The organism is Bacillus sp. M5A3_1b (assembly GCF_053345335.1).
This window is the reverse complement of record NZ_JBKEZY010000009.1, coordinates 68,314-85,964: the sequence shown is the minus strand read 5'-3', so window position 1 is coordinate 85,964 and position 17,651 is coordinate 68,314. Positions and strand designations below refer to the sequence as shown.

Annotated in this window: 21 protein-coding genes; 14 read left to right on the top strand and 7 right to left on the bottom strand. The window is 35.9% G+C overall.

Annotated features, from left to right (window positions below; all coding sequences use genetic code 11):
* Positions 1-16: 16 nt before the first annotated feature.
* Complete coding sequence (locus tag ACLBWW_RS22260) at positions 17-403, bottom strand: Hsp20/alpha crystallin family protein (RefSeq protein WP_048544065.1); 387 nt, start codon at positions 401-403, stop codon at positions 17-19.
* Positions 404-527: 124 nt separating this feature from the next.
* Complete coding sequence (locus ACLBWW_RS22255) at positions 528-650, bottom strand: small acid-soluble spore protein P (protein ID WP_000517650.1); 123 nt, start codon at positions 648-650, stop codon at positions 528-530.
* Positions 651-771: 121 nt separating this feature from the next.
* On the opposite strand from ACLBWW_RS22255, the gene ACLBWW_RS22250 reads away from it, so the two are divergent.
* Positions 772-1,035 (top strand): hypothetical protein, encoded by a 264-nt coding sequence (locus tag ACLBWW_RS22250; RefSeq protein ID WP_001146295.1) that lies wholly within the window; start codon positions 772-774, stop codon positions 1,033-1,035.
* Between the two features lie 46 nt (positions 1,036-1,081).
* Positions 1,082-1,807: a polysaccharide deacetylase family sporulation protein PdaB gene (gene pdaB, locus ACLBWW_RS22245; RefSeq protein ID WP_095205706.1), complete on the top strand. Its 726-nt coding sequence runs from the start codon at positions 1,082-1,084 to the stop codon at positions 1,805-1,807.
* 40 nt (positions 1,808-1,847) lie between these two features.
* Here pdaB and sspO read toward each other — a convergent pair whose 3' ends face one another.
* Positions 1,848-1,997, bottom strand: coding sequence for an acid-soluble spore protein SspO (gene sspO, locus ACLBWW_RS22240; RefSeq protein WP_000518057.1), 150 nt, complete (start codon positions 1,995-1,997; stop codon positions 1,848-1,850).
* A gap of 291 nt (positions 1,998-2,288) precedes the next feature.
* Here sspO and acnA point away from each other — a divergent pair, with 291 nt between their 5' ends.
* Together acnA and ACLBWW_RS22230 are read left to right on the top strand one after the other, a co-directional pair.
* Positions 2,289-5,012, top strand: a complete 2,724-nt coding sequence (gene acnA / locus ACLBWW_RS22235; RefSeq protein ID WP_048544062.1) for an aconitate hydratase AcnA — start codon at positions 2,289-2,291, stop codon at positions 5,010-5,012.
* 116 nt (positions 5,013-5,128) lie between these two features.
* Positions 5,129-6,778 carry an ABC transporter ATP-binding protein gene (locus ACLBWW_RS22230; protein ID WP_447614241.1) on the top strand — a complete coding sequence of 550 codons (1,650 nt, stop codon included), beginning with the start codon at positions 5,129-5,131 and terminating at the stop codon, positions 6,776-6,778.
* Positions 6,779-6,801: 23 nt separating this feature from the next.
* Here ACLBWW_RS22230 and ACLBWW_RS22225 read toward each other — a convergent pair whose 3' ends face one another.
* Positions 6,802-7,059, bottom strand: a complete 258-nt coding sequence (locus ACLBWW_RS22225) for a hypothetical protein (protein WP_048544059.1) — start codon at positions 7,057-7,059, stop codon at positions 6,802-6,804.
* A 250-nt stretch (positions 7,060-7,309) separates the two neighbouring features.
* On the opposite strand from ACLBWW_RS22225, the gene ACLBWW_RS22220 reads away from it, so the two are divergent.
* From ACLBWW_RS22220 to sspN, 4 genes are all read left to right on the top strand, one after another.
* Positions 7,310-7,885: a TlpA family protein disulfide reductase gene (locus ACLBWW_RS22220; protein WP_000269060.1), complete on the top strand. Its 576-nt coding sequence runs from the start codon at positions 7,310-7,312 to the stop codon at positions 7,883-7,885.
* Positions 7,886-8,000: 115 nt separating this feature from the next.
* Positions 8,001-8,948, top strand: coding sequence for a 3'-5' exonuclease (locus ACLBWW_RS22215; RefSeq protein WP_098048234.1), 948 nt, complete (start codon positions 8,001-8,003; stop codon positions 8,946-8,948).
* Between the two features lie 141 nt (positions 8,949-9,089).
* Positions 9,090-9,233 (top strand): FbpB family small basic protein, encoded by a 144-nt coding sequence (locus ACLBWW_RS22210; RefSeq protein WP_001254698.1) that lies wholly within the window; start codon positions 9,090-9,092, stop codon positions 9,231-9,233.
* 43 nt (positions 9,234-9,276) lie between these two features.
* Positions 9,277-9,411: an acid-soluble spore protein SspN gene (sspN, locus tag ACLBWW_RS22205; RefSeq protein WP_000527987.1), complete on the top strand. Its 135-nt coding sequence runs from the start codon at positions 9,277-9,279 to the stop codon at positions 9,409-9,411.
* 68 nt (positions 9,412-9,479) lie between these two features.
* Here the strand turns inward: sspN and ACLBWW_RS22200 are convergent, their stop codons facing one another.
* Positions 9,480-10,772 (bottom strand): glycosyl hydrolase family 18 protein, encoded by a 1,293-nt coding sequence (locus tag ACLBWW_RS22200; protein ID WP_046954571.1) that lies wholly within the window; start codon positions 10,770-10,772, stop codon positions 9,480-9,482.
* Positions 10,773-10,881: 109 nt separating this feature from the next.
* On the opposite strand from ACLBWW_RS22200, the gene ACLBWW_RS22195 reads away from it, so the two are divergent.
* Positions 10,882-11,301: an acyl-CoA thioesterase gene (locus ACLBWW_RS22195; RefSeq protein WP_000495804.1), complete on the top strand. Its 420-nt coding sequence runs from the start codon at positions 10,882-10,884 to the stop codon at positions 11,299-11,301.
* Between the two features lie 26 nt (positions 11,302-11,327).
* Here the strand turns inward: ACLBWW_RS22195 and ACLBWW_RS22190 are convergent, their stop codons facing one another.
* Together ACLBWW_RS22190 and plsY are read right to left on the bottom strand one after the other, a co-directional pair.
* Entirely contained in the window at positions 11,328-11,618 is a 291-nt protein-coding gene (locus ACLBWW_RS22190) for a HesB/YadR/YfhF family protein (RefSeq protein WP_001054448.1), read from the bottom strand.
* Positions 11,619-11,726: 108 nt separating this feature from the next.
* Positions 11,727-12,323 carry a glycerol-3-phosphate 1-O-acyltransferase PlsY gene (gene plsY / locus ACLBWW_RS22185; protein ID WP_000237189.1) on the bottom strand — a complete coding sequence of 199 codons (597 nt, stop codon included), beginning with the start codon at positions 12,321-12,323 and terminating at the stop codon, positions 11,727-11,729.
* 225 nt (positions 12,324-12,548) lie between these two features.
* Here plsY and ACLBWW_RS22180 point away from each other — a divergent pair, with 225 nt between their 5' ends.
* The 5 genes from ACLBWW_RS22180 (at position 12,549) to ACLBWW_RS22160 (ending at position 17,487) form a co-directional block, all read left to right on the top strand.
* Positions 12,549-14,405 carry an anaerobic ribonucleoside triphosphate reductase gene (locus ACLBWW_RS22180; protein ID WP_098144145.1) on the top strand — a complete coding sequence of 619 codons (1,857 nt, stop codon included), beginning with the start codon at positions 12,549-12,551 and terminating at the stop codon, positions 14,403-14,405.
* Entirely contained in the window at positions 14,402-14,854 is a 453-nt protein-coding gene (gene nrdG / locus ACLBWW_RS22175; protein ID WP_048544052.1) for an anaerobic ribonucleoside-triphosphate reductase activating protein, read from the top strand. The genes ACLBWW_RS22180 and nrdG overlap by 4 nt, the downstream gene beginning before the upstream one ends.
* 18 nt (positions 14,855-14,872) lie before the next feature.
* Positions 14,873-15,550, top strand: a complete 678-nt coding sequence (locus tag ACLBWW_RS22170; RefSeq protein WP_001044683.1) for a response regulator transcription factor — start codon at positions 14,873-14,875, stop codon at positions 15,548-15,550.
* Positions 15,551-15,752: 202 nt separating this feature from the next.
* Positions 15,753-16,994 carry a S1C family serine protease gene (locus ACLBWW_RS22165; protein WP_048544050.1) on the top strand — a complete coding sequence of 414 codons (1,242 nt, stop codon included), beginning with the start codon at positions 15,753-15,755 and terminating at the stop codon, positions 16,992-16,994.
* A 79-nt stretch (positions 16,995-17,073) separates the two neighbouring features.
* A complete protein-coding gene (locus tag ACLBWW_RS22160; protein ID WP_048565897.1) occupies positions 17,074-17,487 on the top strand; it encodes a CoA-binding protein in 414 nt (137 codons plus the stop codon).
* Positions 17,488-17,651: the final 164 nt, after the last annotated feature.

The window sequence follows — 17,651 nt, the reverse complement described above, 5'->3', positions numbered from 1 at the left end:
AAAGCTTTACTTTATTTTAATTCTCAATTTGAAAAAGAACTTTTTCTTCATGTTTATTAGCAACTTCATTTTTGGAAATATGAATGGCTAAATATCCATTCTCTAAGCAGGCTAGCATCTTTTTATAAATAATAGTAGCGGGTAAAGGGATGATCCGCTGCAAAGAAATATTTTTATGAAGTATACAAATATTTAGGCCTGTCTCCATCTTTTTAATAACTACATTTTGTTCGGATACATTTGGTACATCTGTTTCCAAAATGTATTCTTGTTCAGTTTCACAAAGGTCAATATGAATTTGATTTGGGAAACTAAAGTTACTACAAGAATCAGAACAAAACTGATCCATCCATTCTTCGAAACCATCAACATGAAAAAGACAATCCTTCTTTTTCTTGCCCATGTAAGACACCCTCCGTAAAATCTCAATTCATACTATGTTATGCATGAATGAAGTAGGGGTGAAGAATAAATGAAAAAATATAAACATTGTATGTGGCAAAGGTAGCTAGTGTGAGCCTTTTGTTTTACATATCATGATGTGCATGATTTTTTTGGCGTGAATGGTTACGGTTTTTTACTTTATGAGATCCGCTTAATGGTTCAGGTTGTCCCTTTTTTTCTTTCGCTTCACGATTGTTTTTTCCCATTGTATGTGACACCTCCTCTTTCTCTTTAGAATGAGAGAAGTTTGCAAATTTATACGAGAATGTTTTTAGAAAAAAAGGTAAAGATAAATGGGACTAACTATTATGGAAAGGGGATTATATAATGCCATATCATAAAGATAAACAACAAGCTTTTCAAGCAGCGCAGCAAGGAGTTACACAAGCAGAAAACGCATTTAATAACATTGTAAAAAATGATCCAAACTACGGTCATGATTTAAAAGAGTTACGCCAAGAGGTTCAGGAAGCGTATGAACAAATTCAAAATGCGTTAGAGGTAGCTTCTGAAACACAACGCCCACAACTTGAGCAATACGAAAATAATCTCCAAAACATTATGCGAAATGTAGATCAATTAGAAAAGTAAATGAGATTGTTGTGTATTCGACAACCTTATTACTTTGACGAACGTTATGCTAAAACAGAAGATTTTTCTATTCGTTTTTTGTTTATTATGCGCAGTACATATATTTCAAGTTGAAAAAGTGGAAGCGAAAATGTTGCTCAGAAAAGAGCTAGAACCAACTGGCTATGTAACGTGGGAAGTACCTAATAATGAAAAGATTATTGCCATTACATTTGATGATGGACCAGATCCAACTTATACACCGCAAGTTTTACATTTATTACGTCAATATAAAGCAGAAGCAACATTTTTTATGATTGGATTTCGAGTTCAGCGTAATCCATATTTAGTGAAACAAGTGTTAAAAGAGGGACATGAAATTGGAAATCATACGATGAATCATTTATATGCGAGTAATTCATCGGATGAAAAATTAGAACATGATATTTTAGATGGAAAGAAATTTTTCGAAAAATGGGTGAAAGAACCTTTACTATTCCGTCCACCTGGCGGATATATTAACGATGCTGTATTTAAAACAGCGAAAGAAGCAGGTTATCAAACTGTTCTATGGTCGTGGCATCAAGACCCGCGTGATTGGGCAAATCCAGGGGTTGAATCCATTGTAAATCATGTAGTAAAAAATGCTAAAAGTGGAGATATCGTATTGTTACATGATGGAGGAAATGATCGTAGTCAAACAGTAGCAGCATTAGCAAAAATTTTACCTGAGCTGAAAAAACAAGGATATCGATTTGTAACGGTTTCAGAATTACTACGTTATAAACATTAGAAAAAATCCCAAAAGGAAATGGACCTTTTGGGATTTTTCGTTACTGGTTCTTTTTACGTTTTTTATTATTTTGTCGCTCTGCTGGAGTTAAAGGCTCGTTTGCAAATTCTTCATTATAACCAGTACCTTGTCCTTGTGCAGATGCCGCATTCATTCCTGAAATAGTATGATTTGCTTTTCTTTTACCCATTTTATTTCACCTCTATAACTTTTTTTGTATGTTGAATGATGAGCAGTTCATAGTATGTATGAACTGTAAGTAAAGCACTAATAGAGCACTTTACTTTATGGTAATAGTATTCATAAGGAGCGTGAACACTATTCAAATTTAGGAACATAAAGAAAACTTATGATAATCTATAAGTTTCTTATTATTTACTTATTTAGAAAGTTGTAATAAGATATTATCGTAAGGTATTGAAAAGTTTGTCTACATTTTATATTCAGACAACTTAGTCACGTTTAACAGGGGGGAAACATAATGGTCAAACATAATCCATTTCAATCACGTGCAACTTTTGAATTAGATGGAAAAACGTATCATTATTATGATTTGAAAGCGCTTGAAAACGCAGGGGTTGGCAACGTATCTCAATTACCATATTCCGTGAAAGTTTTACTTGAATCAGTACTTCGTCAAGTAGACGGACGTGTAATTACAGAAGAGCATGTTACAAATTTAGCGAAATGGGGAACGAAAGATGTGCAAGATATCGATGTTCCATTTAAACCATCTCGTGTAATTTTACAAGATTTCACTGGTGTACCAGCTGTTGTAGATTTGGCTTCGCTTCGTAAAGCAATGGCAGATATGGGCGGGGATCCTGATAAAATTAATCCAGAAATTACTGTAGACCTTGTAATTGACCACTCTGTACAGGTTGATAGAGCGGGTACGGCAGACGCGCTTGCATTCAACATGGACTTAGAGTTTAAACGTAATGAAGAACGTTATAAATTTTTAAGCTGGGCACAAAAATCATTTGATAACTATCGCGCAGTGCCACCAGCTACAGGTATTGTACACCAAGTAAACCTTGAATATTTAGCACCAGTTGTTCATGCTGTGAAAAATGCTGAAGGTGACTTAGTTGCATACCCAGATTCATTAGTTGGAACAGACTCACATACAACAATGATTAACGGTATCGGCGTTCTTGGATGGGGCGTTGGTGGTATAGAAGCGGAAGCAGGAATGCTTGGACAGCCTTCATACTTCCCAGTACCTGAAGTAATCGGTGTGAAATTAACTGGTACACTTCCAAGTGGTACTACAGCAACTGACGTTGCATTAAAAGTAACACAAGTATTACGTCAAAAAGGTGTAGTTGGTAAATTCGTTGAGTTCTTCGGTAATGGACTAAAGAGCATGCCTTTAGCTGACCGTGCAACAATTTCAAACATGGCACCAGAATACGGTGCAACTTGTGGATTCTTCCCAATTGACGATATTTCATTAGAATACTTACGTTTAACAGGTAGAGATGAAGAGCAAATTCGCATTGTTGAAGAATACTGTAAAGCAAATGGTTTATTCTATACAGCAGACAGCAAAGATCCAATTTACACTGATCTTGTTGAAATTGATTTAAATACAATCGAATCTAACCTTTCTGGACCGAAACGCCCACAAGATTTAATTCCACTTTCAGATATGAAAGATGCGTTCCATAAAGCTGTTGTAGCACCAGTTGGAACACAAGGACTTGGATTTAATGAGCAAGAGTTCGATAAAGAAGTGAAGGTTACATTAGAAGATAAAGAAGTAACGATGAAAACAGGTGCAATTGCAATCGCTGCAATTACAAGCTGTACAAATACATCAAACCCATACGTATTAATTGGGGCAGGTCTAGTTGCGAAGAAAGCAATTGAAAAAGGGCTTGTAGTACCTGAGTACGTAAAAACATCATTAGCACCAGGATCTAAAGTTGTTACTGAATACTTAGATAAATCAGGTTTAACAACATATTTAGATCAATTAGGTTTCCAAACAGTTGGTTACGGTTGTACGACTTGTATCGGTAACTCTGGTCCGTTAGCAGAGGAATTAGAAGAAGCAATCGCAGCAAACGATTTATTAGTAACATCTGTTTTATCTGGTAACCGTAACTTTGAAGGTCGTATTCATCCACTTGTAAAAGCAAACTACTTAGCATCACCACCACTTGTTGTGGCATATGCACTTGCAGGTACTGTTGATATTGACCTGAAAAATGATGCAATCGGTAAAGATGCAAATGGCAATGCTGTTTACTTCAACGACATTTGGCCATCAGCTAAAGAAATTGAAGATGTAGTTCAAAACGTTGTTACATCTGAACTGTTCAAGAAAGAATATGCACAAGTATTTAACAGCAATGAGCGCTGGAATGAAATCCAAACTTCAAATGAAGCTTTATATACTTGGGATAATGATTCAACTTATATTCAAAATCCACCGTTCTTTGAAGGATTATCTAAAGAGCCAGGTGAAGTTGAAACGTTATCAGATTTACGCATAGTTGGTAAATTTGGGGACTCTGTAACGACAGACCATATTTCACCAGCAGGTTCAATTGGCAAGCATACACCAGCAGGACGCTACTTATTAGAAAACGGCGTACAACCTGTTGACTTTAACTCTTACGGTTCTCGTCGTGGTAACCACGAAGTTATGATGCGTGGTACATTCGCGAACATCCGTATTAAAAACCAAATCGCACCAGGAACAGAAGGCGGATACACAACATATTGGCCAACTGGTGAAGTAACATCAATCTATGATGCTGCTATGAAATATAAAGAAGATGGCACAGGCCTTCTAGTTATTGCTGGTAAAGATTACGGTATGGGAAGTTCTCGTGACTGGGCTGCGAAAGGTACAAACTTATTAGGTATTAAAGCAGTAATCGCAGAAAGCTTCGAACGTATTCACCGTAGTAACTTAGTATTAATGGGTGTATTACCACTTCAATTTAAAGATGGCGAAAGCGCTGAAACGCTAGGTCTTGTTGGTAATGAGTCATTTGAAATTCAAATTGACAAAACAGTTAGACCACGCGATCTTGTAAAAGTAGTTGCAACTGATGCAGATGGCAACGAAAAACAATTTGAAGTAGTGGCTCGTTTCGATAGTGAAGTAGAAATTGACTACTACCGTCACGGTGGTATTCTGCAAATGGTTCTTCGTGAGAAAATTGAAGAGTCTAAAGTGTCAAATTAAATAATTGAAATGAACGATAAGGAAGCTAACAACTGTTAGCTTCCTTATTTTATGGAAAGGGATGAAACCATTTGGTTTCATCCCTTTCTTTTTACTATAAAAATGGAGGGAACATCATGAAAGAATATAAAAGAATATTGTTACCGTTACAGAAAGAAAAATTATTAGTAATAGCAGCTGTCTGTAGTGGATGCTTTGCTGCTATTTTAAATTTATCTCGTCCACTATTCATGGGATTAATTGTAGATAACCTTATTCAACGAGAGTTAAAGGAGGTGTATCTTTACATTACTTTGTTTGCAGCTAGCCGCTTGTTGATGTGGGTGAACAATCTTTCATTTGATTATGTAAGTTCAAAAGCGAGTCAGCGAATATTACGAGAGAAGCGTATAGATGTATTGCGTCATTTCTTCTCATTACCGTTTGAAGAGAGTGAGAAGATTAAGGGAGGAGAGTTAGAGACATTAGTTGTGTCTGATATTCCGAACTGGGTCAGATTATATGGATCTATATTAATAGAATATATACACGCTATTGCCCAATTTATTGGCGCAATCATAGCACTACAACATATAGATATAAAGTTCATATTGTGGGTAGCTCCATTTTTATTTTTAAGTGCAACGGTTCCGATGTTGATGGGGAAAAAGGTAAGAAATATCGCCAGCATTGCTCAAAGAAATCAATCAAGTGTTGTAGAGATGGTGTCACAGTTTGTAAAAGGAGCACAAGATTTACGTAGTTTGCAAAAAGAAAAATGGGCCATTCGCTTATTTAAGGGAGTAACGGCACAATCTTATAAAACAGAAGTAAAGAAGACGATGATGCAACATTGCATTGGAGTAGTTGGAACCGTGATTGAAACAGGGGCATATATTGTTGTTCTCATTATAGGCGCGCAGAAAATAATGAAGGGGGAAATGGAAGTTGGTTCAATTGTTGCTGTGTTAGCCACAATTGAAATGCTCTTTTTTCCAGTCCGCTACGTTGGCGATTTATTAATGATGACACAAGTTGCAGTCGCTTCGGCAAATAGAGTTTTTTCCTTTTTAGATAAACGAGTGGCAAATAGTAAGGTAGAAAGAGCGATGGGGATGACGGTAACAAATGTTTCATTTCAGGAGAGTAATGAAGAGAAATGCAGAATTCATAATATTGATTTGCAAATTAATCCTGGTGAATTCGTTATGATTGTAGGAGAAAGTGGTGCAGGAAAAACAACGCTTTTAAAATTAATGACAGGTTTGTATAAACCATCTAACGGTAGCGTTGTTTATTATGGTAATGAGGCTCGTATGACGACAGTGTGGCAAGAACCTCGTTTCTTTCGGACGACAGTAAAAGAAAATATGTATTTCGGTGAAGAGTATATAGAACACCAGTTAGAAAAAAATATTGAACTAATAAATGGAACATCCATTATTAGGAAGTTGCCTGAAGGGGTTCAAACTGTACTACATAAAAGTGGTGAAGAATTTTCTGGAGGAGAAAGAAAACGTCTTGCATTATTACGTGCTATTGTTTCAAATCCGAATCTTATTATTTTAGATGAACCGACTGCGGGATTAGATCCGAGCAACCAAGAAACTGTTTGGAATATGATAGAAGGATTAGGAAGAGAGGTCACGAGAATTGTGGCAACACATGATGTAGAGAAAGCGATACTAGCAGATCGTGTTGTTATAATGAGAGAAGGAAGTATTGTTGCATGTGGAAGTCCTGAAAAATTAATAAATAGTCATTCGTTTTTACAGAGATATGAATAAAGATAAGAGCAGTGCTCTTATCTTTATTCAGCATCATTTATTTGATACTCGATAGATTCGGAGTGATTCAGATCAACGTTAAAAGTAGCAGTCATAAGGAAAGTTGCAATTCCGAGAATTAAGAAAAGGACGAATGAGACTAGAGAGACGTAGAGACAAATACGCCCTACTTTCTTTTTTTCAAAATCTTTACTAAAGAGTGAAATGATCCATGTAATAATGCCGATTGGGTATAAAAGAAAACTAAGAATATATAATGTTGTTTTTTCGAATGAATTCATAAACAATCCCCCTTTGCTGAAGGTTATATAACTACGAGAATAAATAGGTAAGTGGGTCAATAAGAAGATAAAACACCTCATCTGTTTTTCTAATTATATGATAAAAAGGAAAAAACTTCACTTTAAATAAGAATATTCTAATTATTTTGACTGTGAATATTTCCAAGCTTGTCCGTATAAGCTAAAATAAGGTATATAGTATTTGGGTAATTAGGTTAATAAGAAGATAAATACGTTAGGGTGATATAAAATGTGGCGGAAGCTTACGATTATTGTAGTGTTACTTTGTTTAGCGGGGTATGCAGCTTATGAACAGTTTGGTAAAAAAGACCAGGCGGTACAAGGGGAGCAAGAAAAAAGTGAAGCTGCTATGAAAGAGATGATTGCAAGTAATGGTATCGAAATAGGGAAGAGTGCGCCAAACTTTGAATTAACGAAGTTAGATGGAACGAATGTAAAGTTATCAGATTTGAAAGGAAAGAAAGTGATTTTAAACTTTTGGGCAACGTGGTGTGGACCTTGCCAGCAAGAAATGCCGGATATGGAGGCTTTCTATAAAGAACATAAAGAAAATGTAGAAATTTTAGCAATAAATTATACGCCTTCAGAAAAGGGCGGGGGAGTAGAAAAGGTAAGCAATTTTGCAAAAGAAAAAGGAATTACTTTTCCTATTTTATTGGACAAGAACATTGATGTGACAACAGCGTATAAAGTAATTACGATTCCAACTTCGTATTTTATAGATACGAAAGGTGTCATTCAAGATAAGTTTATTGGACCGATGACGCAAAAAGAGATGGAGAAACGGATTGCTAAATTAAAATAATGGTGAAAAGGTAGAGGTGGAAAGTTACCATTTCTGCCTTTTCTTTTTCACGTAGTGATAGCAGCATGTTATGATAAAAGAAATATAAACGTTTAGAGGTAAAGGAGTGTTTGGAGTGGGGAATGTATCCTTACCGTTAGATTATGTTGTAATTGATTTTGAAACAACAGGATTTAACCCTTATAATGATAAAATTATTCAAGTAGCAGCAGTGAAATATCGTAATCATGAACTAGTAGATCAATTTGTTTCCTATGTGAATCCAGAGCGTTCAATTCCGGACCGAATAACGAGTTTAACAGGTATTACAAATTATCGTGTTTCAGATGCACCGACGATTGAAGAAGTATTACCTTTATTTTTAGCATTTTTACATACAAATGTTATTGTCGCTCATAATGCATCTTTTGATATGCGTTTTTTAAAAAGTAATGTAAACATGCTTGGGCTGCCTGAACCTCAAAATAAAGTGATTGATACTGTGTTTTTAGCGAAGAAATATATGAAGCACGCACCTAATCATAAACTTGAAACGTTAAAGCGAATGCTTGGCATTCGTTTAAGTTCTCATAATGCATTTGATGATTGTATTACTTGTGCAGCTGTTTATCAAAAATGTGCATCTATTGAAGAAGAAACAAACAGGAAATCGAATACAGAAGTACTTGATGAAACCGTAGTATATGAAGCAGTAAAAAAGATACTTGTACGAAATAAACGTGATATCGAATGGATTCGTTGTATGAATGTAGGAAGCTATTTAGATATAAAAGCTTTTTATCCAGTTATGAGAGTAAAAGTAAAAGGGCGAAAGAAATACGTATTAACAGAGATATTAGAAGATGATGTGAAAGAAATATGTACGAGTTTAAATTGTGAACCCGCGTTAAAAAGTGAAGTTGGTAATACGAGAATTATGCTTAATAGCTTAGAGGATGTCCTGAAATTAGAAAGTTATATTTTAGGACAGTATGATTTCGTACTGCAAGCGCTAAGTGAGTATAAACAAAGTGAAATGAATGCAGATGAAAAGCTAAAAGAATATTTAAATATAATGGTATAAAAAAACTCCGTGTACAAGAAGTTGTGCACGGAGTTTTTTAGGAATACTAAAACATAAAATTTTCTTACAAATCTGATTAAAGAGTTTTTCATTTGCTCATACTATGTATAGTAAGAATGCGAAGGAGAGAGGGTGAACAGTATGAGAAGAAGTCGCCGTAAATCATTTGACGAACTTGTGAAAGAAAATAAACAACAATTATTAAGTGATCGTGATGCAATCGATCGCATTGAAGAGCGTATTGAAAAACGTTATGAAATGCAACTTTTTAAGCAAGCTGAATAATTCTTAACACTAGTACGATACTAGTGTTAAGGAGGCGATAGTAATGGGTAATCCGAAAAAGAATTCAAAAGACTTTGCACCGAATCATATTGGAACACAATCAAAAAAAGCTGGTGGCAATAAAGGGAAGCAAATGCAAGACCAAACAGGCAAACAACCGATTGTTGATAACGGTTAAAAAAGGGAGAATGTTGTCATTCTTCTTTTTGTGAAGGATTTTTAATAGTCAAAAAGGGCTGACTTATGTCAGCCCTTTTTCGTAATCGTAAAATTTTCAACGAGTAAACGCCAATTTTGCGGGAATGGTAAGCCAATCTTCCAGTAACTAATACCGCCTATACCTTGTTCTTTCATTAAATTGAATTTGCTTTGAACAGACCGTGAATCTTCAAACCAAACTTCGTGTTGAACACCGTTTTCGTCAAAGTAATTAAAATGAGGAGCTTGAGCTGTGAAATCATAGCGGATAGGGACATTGTATTTACGAGCTAGTGCGACAGCTGCGACAGAGCTAATTGCTTTTGCAGGCGGATTGCCTTGTTTGAACGGAAGTTTCCAATCGAATCCGTATAAGTTTTGCCCCATCATAATTTTTTGAGGAGGCATTTGAGATTTTGCATATTGAAGTACTTCTTTTACAGGACCGATAGGAGAAATAGCCATCGGTGGCCCGCCTTGCCAACCCCAGTCATATGTCATAATGACGACGAAATCAACAATTTGTCCTTGTGCTTTATAATCGTGAGCTTCGAAAAATTTTCCCTTTTGATTTGAACTTGTTTTCGGTACAAGCGTTGTACTCAATGTGTATCCGTTAGGTAAGCGTGTTTTTACATTTCGTAAAAAACGATTATACGCTTCGCGATCTTCAGGTGCTACACTCTCGAAATCAAAATGAATGTCTCGCATACCGTACTTCTCAGCTGTTTGTAAAATGTTAGTAATAAATTTGTTTTGAATCGATGCATCGCGTAAAATAACCGATGTCAGATCGGCACTGAAATTTCCATTTTCAATATTTGTAATAACGAGCATCGGGATGGTTTTGCCTTGCGTTGCAATATTAGCGATTTTAGCTGTTTCAGTTGGTTCTTTTAACGTACCATCTCTTTTTGCCTCGAAACTGAAGTAAGCCAAATATGTTAAAAATGGATTAATGGCACGCGTAGCGTTAACCAAACTTTCTTTTATTGGTATTGTTGAAGGTTGTAAATAAGCGATGGATTCTACTGCGCGTTTTGTCCCTTTTGGTATATATAATTGCTGTCCAACATGAAGAATGGATTTTAAAGATAAGTTATTGACCTTAGCTAAACTAGCGAGAGGTACGTTATATGTTTGAGAGATTCGATATAGGCTATCGCCAGGCTGTACATAATAATTATTCCCTTTCGTATTAACGATCAGTGCCTGACCTACAACGAGTGTTTCAGCTGGATTTAGTCCATTGTCCTTTACTATTTCGTCAGGTGTTGATCCGTACTTTGATGCCAAGCTATATACGCTATCACCGCTACGAACAGTTACAATTTGAATCATATGCTTGCTCCTTTCAGTAAAAGATTCACTGTTTTTATTTTATTTTTGATGTCACTGTATTATGATTAAATGTATGCAAGGTAGCAGAAGTGAAAGAAGGCGAATACATATGTTTGTAGCAGAACATGAAGTTGAAATCCGTTATGCGGAAACAGATCAAATGGGTGTTGTTTACCATTCAAACTATTTGGTGTGGCTTGAACTAGGTCGCACGAAACTTATACAAGATTTAGGATTTTCATATGTTGAAATGGAGAAAGAGGGAATTATTTCTCCTGTGTTAGATTTGCAAATTTCATATCGTAAAGCGATGCGTTACGGAGAAAAAGCAATTGTGAAAACGTGGATTGATACTGTTAGTCCGCTTCGCGTTGTATATGGTTATGAAATATATAACGGTGAAGGTGAACTTTGTATTACTGCAAGTACGACGAATATTTGCGCGAAAAAAGAAGGGTTCAGGCCCGTATCATTTAAAAAGTTATATCCTGAGTGGTATGCGAAATATGAGGAAATTAAGAAAAAATAAAAAAGCGTGGCAGAAGCCACGTTTTTTTATTTTTCATAATTAAATTGCGGGAAATCATCACCGTCGTTAAAGGTAACAGCTAAATTATGTCCATCGAAGAACCACTCATCATCGCCTTCAATAAAGAAGTTAATACCTTCTTCTTGAGTTTGAACAGCAGGATGTGCAGGATCATCTTTACGAATACCTAAAGAAAGTCCTTTTTGCACAGTACTGCAACCGCCGTATTGTACGAAAAGGCGTAGTGTTTCACCCGATTGTAAGTTTAATTCGTTTTTATACCATTGTGCTGCTTCTTTTGTTACGGAAAGATTCATGTATAGTTCCTCCAAATTATGTTGCTTTTTCTTTAGTATAAAAAATAACGCAAAAAGACGCTATTAATATGCTTCACGTTTTCTTTTTGCGTTATGTGGGTTACGATCTTATTTTTGCTTTTTTGAAAAGTTTGCTTTCGGTTCAGTTTTATTTATAATTCGTCCGATATTTGCACGGTGTTTATAAATAACCATACCTGCTAATAAACACATCGCAATAATGAAGATTTTATCCCCGCTAACAATGGATGCAATAACAGCAACGACGGCTGTTACCATAGAAGAAAGTGATACGTATCTTGTTGTAAATAAAAGGCTGAAAAAGACAACAGCTAATATTGCAAAAACAACTGGAGAGTAGCATAATAGCACGCCAGCAGAAGTTGCAACAGCTTTACCACCACGGAATTTCGCGAAAATCGGATACACATGTCCAAGAACAGCTGCTAATCCGAACCATAGTGGGTGAACATCTAAACCGAAAATAATCGGTAGACTTGTTGCTAATGTACCTTTTAAAATGTCAGCAATTGTAACGATAAAACCTGCTTTTTTCCCTAGTGTGCGGAATGTATTTGTCCCGCCTAGATTACCGCTTCCATGCTCACGAATATCGATTCCGTAGCCGATTTTTCCAACGACTAGTGCGAATGGAATCGAGCCAAGTAAGTAGGCAACGATAAATAAAAGATATGTAATAACCATAAGTTCAGTCTCCTTTATTCAAATGTGTTGATAAAGGGTAAAAAGAGTTTTTCCCGTATATTGTACCATACATTTGTAAAGAGCACATTTCTTTTTTGTAAATGAAAAATTCATTATTTCGTGAAAAAAATTTCACAGGAATGTTACATTTCTCACAGAAACATCAAGACTATATGTAGTAACATTTTAATCAAAAGACAACAACATATTGGTGGAGGGTTATAAATGTTACAACGAAATGTACGTGGAGAAGAATTAATGAGAGTGTTTGAGACGATTGTCCACGGTAGTGAGCAAGATTTAATGCAAGAAAATGCAAATGTAGATGGTCGCTCTCCAATGGGAGTAATGGGAACGTTCGCATCAGAGAGTGCGAAATATTATGCAGTTGAAAATTTATTGTCAGATCAAGTGAAAAAAGCGATAAATCAAAATATATTATATCCACATGACTTAGATTTTTATGCGACAGGAACGACGACTTGTTCGCAAATTCCGTTAGCGCAAATGCTTGCGGACGGTTTTCATACCGGACATGGGCATATGAGACAACCGCAGGATATTAAAAGTGCATTGGCTCTTTCGTCTATTATTTTTCAAGCGAATCAAAATATGCAGCACGGTGGTCAATCATTTGCACTCTTTGATATTGATTTAGCTCCATATGTGAGAAAAACAGTAGCGAGACATAAGAAACGATTACAGTCATATCCGCTTACGAAAGAACAAATAGAAGAATTTGCATGGAAAGAAACAAAAAATGATACGTATCAGGCGTGTGAAGCTTTCGTTCATAATTCAAATAGTATGCACAGTAGGGGCGGGGGACAAGTACCGTTTATTTCTATTAATTATGGAACAGACACATCAAAAGAGGGACGGTTATTAGTTAGACAACTTTTAAAAGCGACACAAGCTGGTCTTGGTAAAGGAGAAACACCAATTTTTCCGATTCAAATTTTTAAAATGAAAAAAGGTGTGAACTTTGAAGAATGTGATCCGAACTATGATTTATTTGAATTAGCGTTAGAGACAACGGCTGAACGATTATTCCCTAACTTTTCATTTTTAGATGCGCCATTTAATGCAGTGCATTATAACGGACGACCGGAAAGTGAAGTATGTTATATGGGATGTCGTACCCGTGTTATGTCTAACATACATGGAGAAGAAACAGCGATTGGAAGAGGCAATTTATCATTTACGTCTATCAACTTAGTCAAATTAGCCTTAATTAGTGGTTCAAAAGAAGCGTTTTTTGAAGCGTTAAATTATTACCTAGACTTAGGAATTAAGCAATTATTAGAGAGATTTGAGTATCAATGTACGAAGCGAGCAAGAGATTTTCGATTTTTATATTCACAAGGTGTATGGCGCGGTGGAGAGAAGTTACAGCCTGAAGATTCTGTAGCATCCATTTTAAAGCAAGGGACGTTAAGTCTTGGTTTTATCGGCCTTGCGGAGTGCTTAGTAGCTTTAACAGGAAAGCATCATGGAGAAGATGAAGAATCATGGAAACTCGGGTATGAAATCATTTCCTTTATGAGAGATAGAATGGATAAAGCGACGGAAGAACATGAACTGAATTTCTCAGTAATTGCAACTCCTGCAGAAGGGTTATCAGGGAAGTTTGTGAAAAAAGATAGAGAAGAATTTGGTGTGATTAGCGGTATAACGAACCATAATTATTATACGAATTCATTCCATATCCCAGTTTACTATAGCATTCAAGCGATAAATAAAATTCGTTTAGAAGGACCTTTCCATGCCCTATGTAATGGAGGACATATTACGTATATTGAGCTAGACGGAGCAGCTATGCATAACAAACAGGCGTTAAAACAAATTGTACGAGCGATGGCAGATCATGGCGTTGGATACGGTTCAATTAATCATCCTGTTGACCGTTGTAAGTGCTGCAGTTATCACGGAGTTATTGGAAATGAATGCCCAAGTTGCGGAAATGAAGACGAGGCTAATATAGAAAGAATTCGCCGTATTACAGGCTATCTTGTAGGAGATATGTCGAAGTGGAATAGTGCAAAACGTAGTGAAGAGATGGATCGGGTGAAGCATCAATGAAAGTGATGAATATCATTCATGATAGTGTAGTAGATGGAGAAGGGTTGCGGACAGTCGTGTTTTTTGCGGGCTGTCCGCATCGTTGTTTCGGTTGCCATAATCCGAAATCGTGGAATATTTGTAATGGAACTGAAATGACAGTAGTAGAAATTGTGAAAGAGATTGCAAGTAATTCATTAACTGATGTAACATTTTCAGGTGGAGATCCATTTTTTCAAGCTGCTGAAGTGAAAAAAGTAGCAAAAGCTGTGAAAGACTTGAAAAAAAATCTTTGGATGTATACAGGTTATACGTTAGAAGAGATACAGAGTTCTCAAAATAATGATATGATAGAGTTGTTACATTATGGGGATGTTTTAGTCGATGGAAGATTTGAAATCGAGAAAAAAGATTTAACACTTCCATTTCGCGGAAGCTCCAATCAACGTATTATTCGATTGAAAGAGTAAAAAGGCGGGATAGATGATATGAATAAAACAGTATTACTAGTTGAAGATGAAAGAAGATTACGTGAAATCGTTAGTGATTATTTTCGTAATGAAGGCTTTGAAGTAATCGAAGCAGAAGATGGAAAAAAAGCGTTAGAATTATTTGCAGAGCATGAAATTGATTTAATTATGTTAGATATAATGTTACCAGAAATAGATGGATGGTCTGTTTGTAGACGAATTAGAAAAGAATCAGCAGTACCAATCATTATGTTGACAGCACGTTCGGATGAGGATGATACATTACTAGGGTTCGAATTAGGTGCAGATGAGTATGTAACGAAACCTTTCAGCCCGAAAGTGTTAGTAGCTCGCGCGAAGACATTATTGAAGCGTGCGGATGGCGTGGTAGGAGTAGCGGAAGAAAATGCTATGTCTTTAGCTGGAATAGAAGTGAATCGTCTATCTAGAACCGTTTTAGTAGATGGAGAAGAAATTATATTGACACATAAGGAATTTGAACTTCTTGTTTATTTAATGGAGAACAAAGGAATTGTGTTGTCACGTCAACATTTATTAGATCAGTTATGGGGATATGATTACTACGGTGATGACCGAACGGTTGATACTCATATTAAAAAACTACGAAATAAGCTAGGAGATAAAGCGAAGCATATCGGTACTGTTATTCGAGTGGGTTACAAATTTGAAGAATAACCTTTAAATTACTATGCGCTTTAGCTTTGGGATATAGCAAATTTATACTCTCTTTTGTAGGTGGAATGTACAAAAAATACTTTTCTTGTCTACAATGTTAGATAAGAGTATTTTTTTAATTGGATTTCACGATGAGTTCACAAGAAGGACACAAAACGTGACTATACTGAAAATACGAATTCACCAGAGAGGGGAAGTAAACATGGGATATTACGACGGACCAAATTTAAATGAAGAGCATAGTGAAACGAGAGAAGTGAGAAAATCAGGTAGTAAAAAAGGTTATTTTTTCACAGGTTTAGTCGGAGCTGTAGTTGGGGCTGTCACAATTAGTTTTGCGGCACCATATATGCCATGGGCTCAAAATAATGGAGCGGCTGTATCATCATTCAGTTCGGATTCAAAAGTTGAAGGTACTGTAGTTCCTGTTGTCAATAAAGCAAAAAATGAAACTGATTTACCTGGTATGATTGAAGGCGCGAAAGATGTTGTTGTAGGTGTTATTAATATGCAACAAAGTGTTGATCCATTTGCAATGCAACCGACAGGCCAAGAGCAACAAGCTGGCTCAGGATCGGGTGTTATTTATAAAAAAGCAGGAAATAAAGCGTATATTGTAACGAACAACCATGTAGTAGATGGAGCGAATAAACTTGCTGTAAAACTAAGTGATGGTAAAAAGGTAGATGCAAAACTTGTAGGGAAAGACCCTTGGTTAGATTTAGCGGTTGTAGAAATTGATGGATCTAATGTAAATAAAGTTGCCACTTTAGGTGATTCAAGTAAACTTCGTGCGGGTGAAAAAGCGATTGCAATTGGTAACCCACTAGGGTTTGATGGAAGTGTAACGGAAGGTATTATTAGTAGCAAAGAACGTGAAATTCCAGTAGATATCGATGGCGATAAGCGTGCAGATTGGAATGCTCAAGTTATTCAAACAGATGCAGCAATTAACCCAGGTAATAGTGGTGGTGCGTTGTTTAACCAAAATGGTGAAATAATTGGGATTAATTCAAGTAAAATTGCACAACAAGAAGTTGAAGGAATTGGATTTGCTATTCCAATTAATATTGCAAAGCCAGTTATTGAATCACTTGAAAAAGACGGAGTAGTGAAACGTCCAGCTCTTGGAGTAGGTGTCGTTTCATTAGAAGATGTGCAAGCTTATGCAGTAAATCAATTGAAAGTACCGAAAGAAGTAACAAACGGCGTTGTATTAGGTAAAATTTACCCAATATCACCTGCAGAAAAAGCTGGTTTAGAGCAATATGATATTGTAGTATCATTAGATAATCAAAAAGTAGAAAATTCACTTCAATTCCGTAAATATTTATATGAAAAGAAAAAAGTAGGCGAGAAAGTAGAAGTTACATTCTATCGTAACGGTCAAAAAATGACGAAAACAGCTACTTTAGCAGATAATTCAGCTACAAAGAATCAATAATTGAAATAAAAGAAAGTCTCTTTCATATTGAAAGAGACTTTCTTTATCGGCTATACTAAAGGAATAGGAGGGATAAATTATGACAATTGAAAACCCAACTCGTACGGAAATTGGTGAAGTATTAAAGAAAAGCAAAACGATTGCAGTTGTTGGATTATCGGATAAGCCAGAACGTACATCGTATATGGTTTCAAAAGCAATGCAAGATGCTGGGTATCGCATTATTCCAGTAAACCCAACAGTAGATGAGGTGCTTGGAGAAAAAGCAGTTTCTTCACTAAAGGATATTAAGGAACATGTTGATATTGTAAATGTATTCCGTCGTTCAGAATTTTTAATGGATGTTGCGAAAGAGTTTGTAGAGATTGATGCAGATGTTTTTTGGGCACAATTAGGAGTACAAGATGAAGATACATATAAACTTTTGCAAGAAAAAGGCTATACTGTAATAATGGATCGTTGCATTAAAGTAGAACATGCGATGACAAAATAGTATAGGTTTTAAAGAGAGAAAGATTGATTCAGCCCTCGTTATAAATAAGTAGGGCCGATGAACGAGGTGTTCATCATGAGATTTTTTAAAGGCTGTTTGTGGGGATTGTTACTTGTTATCCCATTTTGGATATTGATCATTTGGATCATGATAAAGGTTTGGAA

Bases quoted from the DNA above. Each gene is read 5' to 3' on its own strand.
- ACLBWW_RS22260 (WP_048544065.1), bottom strand. From the start codon at position 403: ATGGGCAAGAAAAAGAAGGATTGTCTTTTTCATGTTGATGGTTTCGAA.
- ACLBWW_RS22255 (WP_000517650.1), bottom strand. From the start codon at position 650: ATGGGAAAAAACAATCGTGAAGCGAAAGAAAAAAAGGGACAACCTGAA.
- ACLBWW_RS22250 (WP_001146295.1), top strand. From the start codon at position 772: ATGCCATATCATAAAGATAAACAACAAGCTTTTCAAGCAGCGCAGCAA.
- pdaB (WP_095205706.1), top strand. From the start codon at position 1,082: ATGCTAAAACAGAAGATTTTTCTATTCGTTTTTTGTTTATTATGCGCA.
- sspO (WP_000518057.1), bottom strand. From the start codon at position 1,997: ATGGGTAAAAGAAAAGCAAATCATACTATTTCAGGAATGAATGCGGCA.
- acnA (WP_048544062.1), top strand. From the start codon at position 2,289: ATGGTCAAACATAATCCATTTCAATCACGTGCAACTTTTGAATTAGAT.
- ACLBWW_RS22230 (WP_447614241.1), top strand. From the start codon at position 5,129: ATGAAAGAATATAAAAGAATATTGTTACCGTTACAGAAAGAAAAATTA.
- ACLBWW_RS22225 (WP_048544059.1), bottom strand. From the start codon at position 7,059: ATGAATTCATTCGAAAAAACAACATTATATATTCTTAGTTTTCTTTTA.
- ACLBWW_RS22220 (WP_000269060.1), top strand. From the start codon at position 7,310: ATGTGGCGGAAGCTTACGATTATTGTAGTGTTACTTTGTTTAGCGGGG.
- ACLBWW_RS22210 (WP_001254698.1), top strand. From the start codon at position 9,090: ATGAGAAGAAGTCGCCGTAAATCATTTGACGAACTTGTGAAAGAAAAT.
- sspN (WP_000527987.1), top strand. From the start codon at position 9,277: ATGGGTAATCCGAAAAAGAATTCAAAAGACTTTGCACCGAATCATATT.
- ACLBWW_RS22200 (WP_046954571.1), bottom strand. From the start codon at position 10,772: ATGATTCAAATTGTAACTGTTCGTAGCGGTGATAGCGTATATAGCTTG.
- ACLBWW_RS22195 (WP_000495804.1), top strand. From the start codon at position 10,882: ATGTTTGTAGCAGAACATGAAGTTGAAATCCGTTATGCGGAAACAGAT.
- ACLBWW_RS22190 (WP_001054448.1), bottom strand. From the start codon at position 11,618: ATGAATCTTTCCGTAACAAAAGAAGCAGCACAATGGTATAAAAACGAA.
- plsY (WP_000237189.1), bottom strand. From the start codon at position 12,323: ATGGTTATTACATATCTTTTATTTATCGTTGCCTACTTACTTGGCTCG.
- ACLBWW_RS22180 (WP_098144145.1), top strand. From the start codon at position 12,549: ATGTTACAACGAAATGTACGTGGAGAAGAATTAATGAGAGTGTTTGAG.
- nrdG (WP_048544052.1), top strand. From the start codon at position 14,402: ATGAAAGTGATGAATATCATTCATGATAGTGTAGTAGATGGAGAAGGG.
- ACLBWW_RS22170 (WP_001044683.1), top strand. From the start codon at position 14,873: ATGAATAAAACAGTATTACTAGTTGAAGATGAAAGAAGATTACGTGAA.
- ACLBWW_RS22165 (WP_048544050.1), top strand. From the start codon at position 15,753: ATGGGATATTACGACGGACCAAATTTAAATGAAGAGCATAGTGAAACG.
- ACLBWW_RS22160 (WP_048565897.1), top strand. From the start codon at position 17,074: ATGACAATTGAAAACCCAACTCGTACGGAAATTGGTGAAGTATTAAAG.